Origin of the sequence: Streptomyces sp. NPDC056503 (genome assembly GCF_042794995.1) — a bacterium.
Lineage (GTDB): Bacteria > Actinomycetota > Actinomycetes > Streptomycetales > Streptomycetaceae > Streptomyces.
Map to the genome: position 1 here is coordinate 17,138 of NZ_JBHTST010000114.1, position 10,643 is coordinate 27,780.

9 protein-coding genes and 1 pseudogene are annotated in these 10,643 nt (G+C 76.3%); 5 read left to right on the forward strand and 5 right to left on the reverse strand.

The window, feature by feature from the left end; all coding sequences use genetic code 11:
- Positions 1 to 12: 12 nt before the first annotated feature.
- Positions 13 to 654 (reverse strand): TetR/AcrR family transcriptional regulator, encoded by a 642-nt coding sequence (locus ACFQ8C_RS27835; protein ID WP_383462419.1) that lies wholly within the window; start codon positions 652 to 654, stop codon positions 13 to 15.
- Between the two features lie 134 nt (positions 655 to 788).
- On the opposite strand from ACFQ8C_RS27835, the gene ACFQ8C_RS27840 reads away from it, so the two are divergent.
- From ACFQ8C_RS27840 to ACFQ8C_RS27850, 3 genes are read left to right on the forward strand one after another with little or no spacing between them, the layout of a single operon-like run.
- Positions 789 to 2,222 (forward strand): flavin-containing monooxygenase, encoded by a 1,434-nt coding sequence (locus ACFQ8C_RS27840; protein ID WP_383462420.1) that lies wholly within the window; start codon positions 789 to 791, stop codon positions 2,220 to 2,222.
- Positions 2,219 to 3,064, forward strand: a complete 846-nt coding sequence (locus ACFQ8C_RS27845) for an SDR family NAD(P)-dependent oxidoreductase (RefSeq protein WP_383462422.1) — start codon at positions 2,219 to 2,221, stop codon at positions 3,062 to 3,064. The genes ACFQ8C_RS27840 and ACFQ8C_RS27845 overlap by 4 nt, the downstream gene beginning before the upstream one ends.
- Entirely contained in the window at positions 3,061 to 4,425 is a 1,365-nt protein-coding gene (locus ACFQ8C_RS27850) for an MFS transporter (protein ID WP_383462423.1), read from the forward strand. The genes ACFQ8C_RS27845 and ACFQ8C_RS27850 overlap by 4 nt, the downstream gene beginning before the upstream one ends.
- A 183-nt stretch (positions 4,426 to 4,608) precedes the next feature.
- Here the strand turns inward: ACFQ8C_RS27850 and ACFQ8C_RS27855 are convergent, their stop codons facing one another.
- Both ACFQ8C_RS27855 and ACFQ8C_RS27860 read right to left on the reverse strand, forming a co-directional pair.
- On the reverse strand, positions 4,609 to 6,075 hold the full coding sequence (locus tag ACFQ8C_RS27855) for an MFS transporter (protein ID WP_383462425.1): 1,467 nt from the start codon (positions 6,073 to 6,075) through the stop codon (positions 4,609 to 4,611).
- Positions 6,072 to 7,280, reverse strand: a complete 1,209-nt coding sequence (locus tag ACFQ8C_RS27860) for a M20 family metallopeptidase (RefSeq protein ID WP_383462427.1) — start codon at positions 7,278 to 7,280, stop codon at positions 6,072 to 6,074. The genes ACFQ8C_RS27855 and ACFQ8C_RS27860 overlap by 4 nt, the downstream gene beginning before the upstream one ends.
- Before the next feature lie 103 nt (positions 7,281 to 7,383).
- Here ACFQ8C_RS27860 and ACFQ8C_RS27865 point away from each other — a divergent pair, with 103 nt between their 5' ends.
- Positions 7,384 to 8,475, forward strand: a complete 1,092-nt coding sequence (locus tag ACFQ8C_RS27865) for an Lrp/AsnC family transcriptional regulator (protein ID WP_383462429.1) — start codon at positions 7,384 to 7,386, stop codon at positions 8,473 to 8,475.
- A gap of 71 nt (positions 8,476 to 8,546) precedes the next feature.
- The gene (locus ACFQ8C_RS27870) at positions 8,547 to 9,407 is read left to right on the forward strand and encodes a maleylpyruvate isomerase family mycothiol-dependent enzyme (protein WP_383462431.1); all 861 of its coding nucleotides are present in this window, start codon (positions 8,547 to 8,549) and stop codon (positions 9,405 to 9,407) included.
- Positions 9,408 to 9,429: 22 nt separating this feature from the next.
- Here the strand turns inward: ACFQ8C_RS27870 and thpR are convergent, their stop codons facing one another.
- Both thpR and ACFQ8C_RS27880 read right to left on the reverse strand, forming a co-directional pair.
- Complete coding sequence (gene thpR, locus ACFQ8C_RS27875) at positions 9,430 to 10,014, reverse strand: RNA 2',3'-cyclic phosphodiesterase (RefSeq protein WP_383462433.1); 585 nt, start codon at positions 10,012 to 10,014, stop codon at positions 9,430 to 9,432.
- A gap of 233 nt (positions 10,015 to 10,247) precedes the next feature.
- A pseudogene (locus ACFQ8C_RS27880) lies at positions 10,248 to 10,643 on the reverse strand (hypothetical protein); the annotation flags it as partial.

The following is a 10,643-nucleotide window of genomic DNA, read 5'->3' on the forward strand; positions in this document are numbered from 1 at the left end:
GCCCCCGGCCGGTCAGGCCGCGCGGTCCAGGACCCCGGTCACGACGGCGTGCAGGTGGCGGCGGAAGCGGTCCAGCGTGGGCAGGTCGTGGGGGCCCAGGCGACGGCCCGAGGCGTCGATGACGCCGGCCTGGCCGAAGGAGTGCGCGGTCCACACGATGGTGAAGACCAGCAGCTCGACGTCGGCTCCGGCGCCGAGGCCCGCGCGGTCGAGCACCGCGCGGACGGCGGCGGCGACCTCGGCGACCAGCGGACCGGCGAACTCAGTCTCGATCTCGGACAGTTCGCCTCCCTCCGCGAGCCAGCGGCGCATCCACAGGGCCGGGACCTCGGGGTGTTCGAGGCAGAAGGCCAGGTAGGAGTCGACGAAGCCGAGGAGCGCGGCGCGGGTCTCCTCCGGCGTCGGACCGCACGCGGCGAGCCGGTGCAGGGCGGCCGTGACGGCCTCCCGCTGGGCCAGGTGGGCGCCGCGCATCACGGCACGGTACAGCTCGGGCTTGGCGCCGACGTGATAGGCGACCGTGGCGATGTTGAGGCCGACGGCCTCGCCGATCGCGCGGGTGCTCGTGGCGTCGTAGCCGCGCTCGGCGAACAGCCGGGTGGCGGCCGCCAGGATGCGTTCGCGGCTGTGGCCGTCGTCGGGCTGGCTGCTCATGCGCCCGAGGCTACCGGACGTGTCCGCCTGGATTCAATCAGCTGCTGGAGGAGGAAAGAGCAGGTCAGAGACGATTGCGCGGCTCTCCATCATTCGATTGAATGAGCGCCCTCGAAGGAAGGGAGGGCGCTCTCATGGGCATGAGCAGGGGCAGGGGCAGGGACGCGGACACGGCCACGGGTACGGGCACGGGCACGGACACGGGCACGACGAGGGTGGCGGTGATCGGCGCCGGAGCGGCGGGGCTCGCCGCGGCCAAGGCGCTGCTCGACGAGGGCCTGGACGTGACCGTCCTGGAGCGGGGCTCGCGCCCCGGCGGCCTGTGGGCGGGCGACGAACCGGGCGACGGTACGGACGGCGGCACGGACGGCGGGTCCCCCGCGTACGACAGCCTGCACCTCAACACCAGCAAGGGGCGGACCCAGTTCGCCGACTTCCCCATGCCGGAGCGGTGGCCGGACTTCCCGTCGGCGGCGCTCGTCGCGGGCTACCTCGCGGAGTACGCCGAGGCGTTCGGGGTCACCGGGCGCACCCGGTTCGGCGCCGAGGTCACCTCCGTGCGCCGCGCGGGAGCGCACTGGGAGGTCGCGGTCGGCGGTGCCACGGAGACGTACGACGCCGTCGTCGTCGCCAACGGCCACAACCGGGACCCGAAATGGCCCTCCCCCGCCTACCCCGGCACCTTCGACGGCGTCCAGACGCACGCCCACGACTACCGGAGCCCCGAGGTCTTCGCCGGGCGGCGGGTCCTCGTCGTCGGGATGGGCAACTCCGCCATGGACCTCGCCGTCGACGCCTCGTACGTCTCCGAGGGGCCGGTGCTGCTGTCGGCCCGGCGCGGGACCCACATCGTCCCCAAGTACCTCTTCGGCCGCCCCGCCGACGCGACCGGCGGCGCCCTCGCCGTGCTGCCGTGGCGGCTGCGGCAGGCCGTCGCGCAGACCGCCCTGCGGCTCGCGGTGGGCACGCCCGAACGGTACGGGCTGCCGCGCCCGGCCGCGGGCCTCTTCCAGGACCACCCGACGATCAGCGACACGATCCTGCACCGGCTCACCCACGGCGAGGTCGTCGCCCGGCCGGGCGTCGAGCGGCTCGACGGCGGCCGGGTGGTCTTCGCCGACGGCTCCGCCGAGCCCGTCGACGTCATCGTGTGGGCGACCGGCTACCGCGTCACCGTCCCCTTCCTCGGCCCCGAATGGCTCGGCCGGGACCCCGAGGAACTCCCGCTCTACCAGCGGGTCTTCCACCTCGACGAGCCGACGCTCGCCTTCGTCGGGCTGATGCAGTCCACCGGCGCGGCGCTGCCCGTCGTCGAGGCGCAGGCCAGGCTGGCCGCCGCGTACCTGGGCGGCCGGTACGCCCTGCCGTCGCCGGAGGAGCAGCGGGCGTCCGTCGCGCGCGCCCGCGCCGCCGCCGTGCGCCGGTGGGGGAACAGGCGCCCGATGATGCGGGTCGACTTCGACCGGTACGTCGCCGCGCTGCCCCGCGAGATCCGGGCGGGCGTCCGCCGGGCCTCCCGCGGCGCCGCCGTCCACACCCCGACCACGAAGGCGCAGGCTTCCGCATGACCCTCTCCCCCTCCGGCCGGCGCCTCGACCCGCGCGGCCGGCGCGTCCTCGTCACCGGCGCGTCGGGCACCATCGGCCGTGCCCTCGGCGCACGGCTCGCCGGGGCCGGCGCGCGGGTCGTCGGGCTCGACCTGCGGCCCACGGGCGACGAGCCCTTCCCGGTGATCGGCTGCGACGTCACCGACGACGCCTCGGTGGCGTCGGCCGTCGCCGAGGCCCTGGAACTCCTCGGCGGGCTCGACGTGCTGGTGAACAACGCCGGGATCGGCGGGCCCGCGCCCGCCGAGTACGCCCCGGGCGACGAGGTCCGCCGCCAGCTGGAGATCAACCTGCTCGGTACCTGGCGGGTGACGGCGGCGTGCGTGGGCGCGCTGGTCGCGGCCCGTGGCCGGGTGGTGATGGTGGCCTCCCGGATGGCGGTGATGCAGCTGCCGCTCGCCGCCGCGTACGGCGCCTCCAAGCGGGCGATGGTGGCCTACGCCGACGCGCTGCGGCTGGAGCTCGGCACCCATGTCTCGGTCAGCTGCGTGTACCCCTCCGCGGTGCGGAGCCCCATCCACGACTCGACGAAGGCGGCGGGGCTGTCCCTGGAGGGGATGAGCGTGTACGAGCCGCTGGAGGGCGTGGTCGACGCGCTCGCGCGGACCGCGCTGGCGGTCCGGCCCCGGCGGGACGTGACGACGACCCGCAAGGGCGCGGTGGAGTTCTTCCTGGCCCGGCACCTGCCGTCGCTCACCGACCGGATCGTGGCCAGGACGCTCGCCGCGCGGGCGGCGGCCGGTGCCTTCGCGGGGGCGTCGCTCGCGGCGGGTGTGGTGGAGCGGAACGGGGGACGGTCGTGACCGCCCCGGTCCCGGCGGTCGGGGCCGCCGGGACGGGGCCCCGGGCGGGGCGGGGGACGCTCGCGCTGTACGCCTCCGGCTCGGTCGGCATGGGCGTGTGGGTGACCGTGCCCGGTCTGCTGCTGCTCTACTTCCTCACCGACGTCCTCGGGGTGCCCGCGTTCCTGGCCGGGCTGACGCTGCTGTTGCCGAAGGTGGTCGACGTCGTCGTCCATCCGCTGCTGGGTTCGCGGTCCGACCGGGAGGCCCGCCGCTTCGGGCACCGTCGGCGGATGATGCGCGCCGGGGTGCTGCTGGGGGTGGCGATGGTGGCGGTGTTCAGCGTGCCGCCGGCGCTGACCGGGGCTCCGGCGGCGCTCTGGGTGGGCTGCTGGTTCATGGTGGGCAACCTGCTCTTCGCCGGCTTCCAGGTGCCGTATCTGACGACCCCGTCCGATCTGCGGGTGGGCTACCACGAGCGGACCCGGGTCTTCATGTTCCGGATGGTGCTGCTGACGCTCGGGTTGCTGGGGGCGGGTGTGGCCGCGCCGGCGCTGGTCTCGTCGGGCGGCCGGGGCGACTACACCCGGATGGCGCTGCTCCTGGCGGTGGTGATGGGCGTGTCGGCGGTGGTCGCGCTGGTGGGGGTGCGGCGGCTCACCGGCGCGTGCGGGTTCCGCGTGCCGGACGAGCGGGCCGGGCACGCGGCCCTGGCCGATCTGCGGGTGGCGTGGCGGGACCGGGACTACCGGGCGCTGGTGGTGTCGTACCTCTTCACGGGCACGACCACGCACCTGTTCCTGGCGGCGCTGCCGTACGTCACCGCGTACCTCTTCGAGGACAGCCGGCTGACCGCCCTGTTCATGGGTCTCTTCCTCGCGCCCGCGCTCTTCGCGAGCCCGCTGTGGACGGCGTGGTCGCGGCGGTTCGGGAAGCAGCGCGGACTGCTGCTGTCGCAGGGCGTGTTCGCGGCGGGATCGCTGGCGCTGCTGCCGGGGGCCTCGCTCGACGGGGCGGCCGGCGTGGCGGTGACGGCCGTGGTGGTGATGGTGATGGGCGTGGCCTTCGCGGGGCTCCAGCTCTTCGCGTTCTCGATGGTGCCGGACGCGGTCGCGGCGGCGGAGGCGGCGGGTTCGTCGAAGGCGGGCGCGTACACCGGGGTGTGGACCGCGACGGAGGCGACGGGCACGGCGATCGGGCCGTATCTGTACTCGGCGGTGCTGGCGCTCGGCGGTTTCGCGGCGAGCACGGAGGCCGAGCCCGTCGCCCAGTCCGGTACGGCGCTGAGCGCGCTGCTGGTCGGCTTCACCGTGCTGCCGGCGGTGCTGATGGCGGTGGCCCTGGGGTTCCAGCGGCGCTACACGCTGGACGCCCCCGTGTGACCGGGGTCGGGGTGCCGGCAAGGGCGGCGCGCCCGGCCCGCCGTGGGCGCGCTCGCGTGCGGCGCGGCCGCCGTCAGGGCGCCGGCGCCCCGGCTCGCGCCGACCGCCGCCCGCGCGGGCGTGCGCGCGGTGTCCGGGGCCGGGGCCTCGCCCTGATCGGCGGCGCTCCGACGTGACCGGCCCTCAGCCGTCCCGTCGGCCGGACGGGGGCGCCCCGGCGCGGCGGGCGACGAGGGCGAGGGCGGCCGCGGTGGCGGAGAGCGCCGCGCAGAGGAGCCAGACGGTGACGTACCCCGATTCGGCCGGGGTCGTGGCGGCGTGCGGGGCGGAGGCGGTCAGGACGGCGGCGATGACGGCGCCGGCGACCGCGCCGCCGAGCGTCTTGACGTTGTTGTAGAGGGCGGTGGTGACGCCGGTCCGGGACGGCTCGCCGGCCTCCGCGATCACGGTGGGCATGGCGCCGAGGGCGGTGCCCAGGCCGAGGCCCGCGAGGATCTTCGCGGCGACGAGCTGCCAGACCGCCGTGTGCAGGGCCGCCGTGGTCAGGAAGCTCGCCGCGATCAGGGCGAAGGAGACCGCGAGGGCGGGGACGTAGCCGACGCGTCCGGCGATGCGCGCGGTGAGGGAGGAGGTGACCACGGCGGTCGCCGCCGCGGGGAGCGCCACGAGGGAGATCGACAGGGCGGAGAGGCCGAAGCCGTAGCCGGTGGTGGCGGGGTCGGCGGCGAGGAAGGTGGCGTCGGGCGCCTGGCCGCCGAAGTAGACGACGCCGAAGGCGAAGGCGCAGAGGAAGAAGGGGGCCACCCGGCGGTCGGACAGCGCCCGGACGTCGACGAGGGGTTCGGGGGTGCGCAGTTCGACGCGGGTCCAGACGGCGCCGAGGAGCGCGGCGAGGCCGAGCCGGGACAGGGCGGGGAGGCCGAGGCCGTCGTCCTTGGCCGCCGAGACGCCGGAGAGGAGCAGCAGCATCGTGGCGCTGAGCAGGGCGGCGCCGGGCCAGTCGAGGCGGCCCCGCGCGAGGTGCCGGGTCTCGGGGACGGCGAGGAAGGAGACGGGGACGCAGGCCGCGGCCAGGACGACCGGGACGAGGAGGGTGAGGCGGACGTCGTCGGTGAGTTCGTGGACGGCGCCGGTGAGGACGCCGCCGAGGAGGGTGCCGAGCGCGAGGGCCCCGACGAGGCGGGCGATGGCCGAGCGGGCCGGGCCGAGCGGCAGCCGGTCGCGTACGAGGGCGATCTCCAGGGGCAGCAGGGCGGCCAGCGGGCCGGTCAGGACGCGGCCGGCCAGCAGCACCGGGAGGTTCGGGGCGAGGGCGACGAGCAGGGTGCCGACGGCGACGGAGACGAGGGCCCAGCGCAGGACGCGGCGGTGGCCGTGGAGGTCGCCGAGGCGGCCGAGGACGGGGACGCTGACGGCCGCGGCGAGGAGCTGGGCGGAGATCACCCAGGTGAGGTCGGCGTCGGGGATGCCGAGTTCGCGGCCGATCTCGGGCAGCAGGGGCGCGATGCCGCCCTGGAGGAAGCCGCTGGTCAGCTCGAAGAGGACGAGGAGTCCGACGACGGCCCGGACCGAGCCGGACCCGGTGCCGGGTGCGGTGTCCGGCAGGTCGGGGGTGGGGCGGCCGGGGGCGGGGTGTCCGGTGGTGGTCATGCGGGGTCCCCGGCGGCTTCCTGGAGGCGGCGGGCGGCGAGTTCGGCGAGCAGGACGGCGGCGTCGAGGACGGCCCGGTCGTCGAAGACGGCCTGGGGCGAGTGGTTCATGGGGGCGGTGGCCGGGTCGCGGTCGGGCGGGCAGGCGCCGATGCCGAGGTAGGCGCCGGGGACCTCGCGCAGGACGAGGGAGAAGTCCTCGGAGCCGGTGAGCGGGCGGGGCGCCTCGAAGGCGCGGTCGTCGCCGAGGAGTCCGCGGGCGGTACGCAGCGCGAACGCGGCCTCGGCGGGGTCGTTCTCGGTGACCGGGTAGTTCTCCCGGTAGTCGAGCTCGGCCTCGACGCCGTGGGCGGCGCAGACTCCCTTGACGACGCGCTCCACGCCGGCGCGGACGGCGGCCTGGGTGGCGGCGGAGAAGGACCGTACGGTCGCCTCCAGGACGGCGGTCCGGGGGATGACGTTGCCCGCCGACCCGGCGTGCAGGGAGCCGACGGTGACGACGGCGGGGTCGAAGACGTCGACGGTCCGGGTGACCATCGTCTGGAGGGCGGTGACGATCTCGCAGAGGGCGGGGACGGGGTCCTTGGCGGAGTGCGGGGAGGAGCCGTGGCCGCCGGCGCCGTGGACGGTGACGGTGACGGCGTCGGAGGCGGCCAGCATGGGGCCGGGGCGGACCGCCGCGTATCCGGTGGGGAGCAGGGTCGAGGTGACGTGGAGCGCGTAGGCGGCGACGACCCGGCTGCCGGCGGCGTCGAGGACGCCCTCCTCGATCATCAGGCCCGCGCCGCCCATGCCCTCCTCGCCGGGCTGGAACATGAACACGACGTCGCCGGGGAGTTCGTCGCGGCGGGCGGCGAGCAGCCGGGCGGCGCCGACGAGGCCCGCGGTGTGGAGGTCGTGGCCGCAGGCGTGCATCCGGCCGGGGAGCTCGGAGGCGTAGGGGACGCCGGTGTCCTCCTGGACAGGGAGGGCGTCCATGTCGCCGCGGAGCAGGACGGCGGGGCCGGGGCGACCGCCGCGCAGGACCGCGGTGACGGAGCTGAGCCGCTCGCCGAGGGTGATCTCCAGGGGCAGTCCGGCGAGGGCGTCGAGGACCCGGCGCCGGGTCAGCGGCAGGTCGAGGCCGAGTTCGGGTGCGCGGTGGAGCTCGTGGCGCAAGGGGATGAGGGTGTCGGCGTGGGCCAGGGCGTCGCTGTGCGTGAACATGGCGGGTATAGTGCCGATCCGCCCGATGAACGGCTCCCCCTTGCCGGGATCCACCGGAGCCGGGTGATCGTTTGCGCGAATGCGCCGTTTCGGGGAGGGAGTGGTGGACGTGCTGGACGAGCTGGACTATCTGCTGGTGACCGCCCTCCAGGTGGCGCCGCGCGCCGACTGGCAGACGGTCGGCGAGACACTGGGCCTCGACGCCTCGACGGTGGCCCGGCGCTGGGCGCGGCTGACGCGGGCGGGGCACGCGTGGATCAGCGTCCATCCGGCGGTGCGGGCGCAGGCGCCCGCCGTGGTCGCCTTCATCGAGCTGGACTGCGTGGCCGGACGGCTGCACGAGGTCGCGGCGGAGGTCGCCGAGGATCCGCACGTCTTCAACCTGGAGCACGTCAGCGGGGGCCGGGACCTGCTGGTCACCGCGGTCTTCGCCGACCAGGCGGAGCTGGCCCGGTACGTGGGCTTCCGGCTGGGCGCGCTCGGCGGGGTCGCCGCGTCCCGTACGCAGGTGGCCACGACGCTGCACGCGGAGGGGAGCCGGTGGCGGCTCGACCGGCTGACCGGGGAGCAGCGGCGCAGGCTCGCGGGCGAGGACCGGCCGGCGCCGTCCCGGTCCACGGGCGGGCGGCTCCTCGAAGGGCGCGACCTGGAGCTGGTGCGGGTGCTGGGCGAGGATCCCCGGCAGTCCGCGGCGCGACTGGCGGAGCGGACCGGGCTCAGCCCGACGACGGTCCGGCGGCGCCTGGACCGCCTGGAGGCGGAGCACGCGCTGGTGTACCGCTGCGAGGTGGCGCGGGCGCTGTCGGGCTGGCCGGTCTCCGTCTCGCTGTGGGCGGCGGTGCCGCAGAGCCGGGCGCCCCGGCTGGCGGAGCGCATCAGCGCCCTGCGGGAGATCCGCCTCTGCGCCTCCCTCTCGGGCCCGTACAACCTCCTCCTGGCCGCCTGGCTGCGCTCGGTCGACGACATCGCCCCCTTCGAGTCCCGCCTGACCGAACGCTTCCCCGAACTGTCCGTCGCGGACCGGGCGCTGACCCTGTGGCCGATGAAGCTGGGCGGCCACCTCCTCGACCCCCAGGGCCGCCACCTGCGGGCGGTGCCCCTGGGCCGGTGGAGCGACGCCCGCTCGGCGGCGGCCGAGGCGGCCCTCCTGGACCGGCTGCGCACCCCTCCGGCGGCGGCGGTGTCCCGTTCGTGACGCGCGGGCCCTGTCGCGATGGGCTACTCGACGGTAACGTGCGGGGCCGTCCACAGCTTGGGGGGATTCTCATGAGTGTCGTCTCGACGTCCGATCCGCGGGCCGAGCACGAGCGGACGCGCGCCGCGCTGGAGGCCGCGCTCGGGCGGCTGGTGGAGATGGTGGGCGGGATCGACGACCTGGAGGCGCCGTCGGGGGTGCCCGTCTGGTCCGTGGGGGACGTCGGAGCGCACCTCGCCGCCGTCTACCTCGCGTACGACTCCGCCGTGACCGACGACGGGGGCGTCGACTGGGACGGCCTGCTCACGGGGCGGGAGGAGTCGTTCGGGGAGCGGATCGCCGCCGTGAACGCGCTGTCCGTCGGACTCATCGCCGGGGAGGAGCGGAAGCGGCTCGGCGCGATCCTCGCCGAGCGGGGCGCGGCCTTCCTGCGGAACTCGGCGGGGCTCGCGCCCGACACGCCCGTTCCCGCGCCCTGGTACGGCCCCGGGCGGACCGTCCCGCTCGCGGCGGCGACGGGGCTGATGCTCAGCGAGACCCTGGTGCACGGGCTCGACATCGCGCGGGGCGCGCGCCGCCCGTGGCCCATCACCGCGGCGGAGGCCTCGCTGGTGATCGGGCAGGCGATGGTGACGATGATGCCGCTCGCGCTGGACGCGGAGAAGGCGAAGGGGGTGCGGATCGCCTTCGACCTCGACCTGAAGGGCGGTCCGCGGCTCGCCGTCGTGGTCGAGGACGGCGCGGCCACGGTGACGCGGGACGCGGCGCCGCGCGCGTACGACTGCCGGATCGTGGCGGCCCCGGCGACGTTCCTGCTCGTCTCCTTCGGCCGCACGCCGATCTGGAAGGCGATCGCGCGGGGCCGGATGCGGGCCGGCGGGCGCAGGCCCTGGCTCGCGCCGCGACTGAGCGAGCTGATCTCGGCACCGTGAGGCGCCCGCCCCGCCCGGGGGTTCAGGCCCCGGTGAACGGCCAGGAGTCGATGTCCCGGTACCGGACCGGGGCGGGCCCCCGGGCGTAGTCGCTGCCGACGAGGTGGAGCCGCGCGGTCCGCCACGCGCGCCCCTCGAACCCGTCGAGCACGCCGACCGACTCCGGCACGCCGGCGAGGTCGCCCCTCCGGGCCCGGGCCAGGGTCAGGTGCGGCCGCAACGGGCGCCCCTCGTACGGGATCCCGGCGTCCTTGACGAGACCGCGCACCTCGTCGGCGAGCCGGTGCAGGCCGGGGACGTCGCCCGCGATCCCGCTCCACAGGACACGGGAGTCGAACTGACCGCCCCCGCGGAGGGAGAGGTCGAGCGGCCGGTGCCCGGCGGCGAGCTCCGCGAGCGGCTCGTGGAGACGGGGCACGACGGCGACCGGCAGCTCGCCGAGGAAGGCGAGGGTGATGTGCCAGTCCTCGATCCGGTTCCAGCGCATGCCGGGGTACGCCGCGTAGGCGGGCGCCAGCGCCCGGGCGAGCTCGTCCTTGGCGTCGTCGGGCGGCGCCAGGGCGATGAAGACGCGGATGGTGGCGGCGGGCTGGATCGTGTCGTTCACAAGGCGATTCGTATCGCGCCGGGGGCGGGGGCGTGCGGGCGGGGTGCCCCGCGCGGGAGGGGACGAGGGCCGCGGGGGGAGTGGACGAGCGGCCCCGCGCGGGAGGGGGCGAGCGCGCCCCCGCGGGAGATGCCCGTGGCCTGTCGCCCGGACCCCCGCCCGCGGGTGGACCGGGGGCGGGGCCCCGCAGGGCACCGGTCGCGCCGTCCCCGCGAGGGGGCCGCCCGCTCGCGCTACCAGTCGCCGTCGGCGACCGGGGATCCCGGCGGGGGCGGCGGCGGGCCGAGCGGCTTGATCTGGTGCGGGGCCGGCGGGGCCCACGGGTCGAGGTCGTCGCCGAGCCACTCGCCGACGGGCTTGACGTCGGCGAGGGTGCCGGAGGGGGCGAGGTCGGTGCCGTCGGGGTCGTCGTAGTCGTACCAGGGGAGGCCCGCACGGGTGTAGGCGGCGCGGTCGGCGGGGGACGGCGGGGGCTCCTCGCCGGTGATGCGGCGCCACTCCGGCGGGGTCACCAGGTGGACGAAGACGCGGGCCTCGGGGGTGTCGGACCAGTCGCGGGGCTTGCGGTCGTCCTGGTACACCTCCTGCCGCATGGTGCCGCCGGCGCCGATGCCCATGGCCGCGGCGGC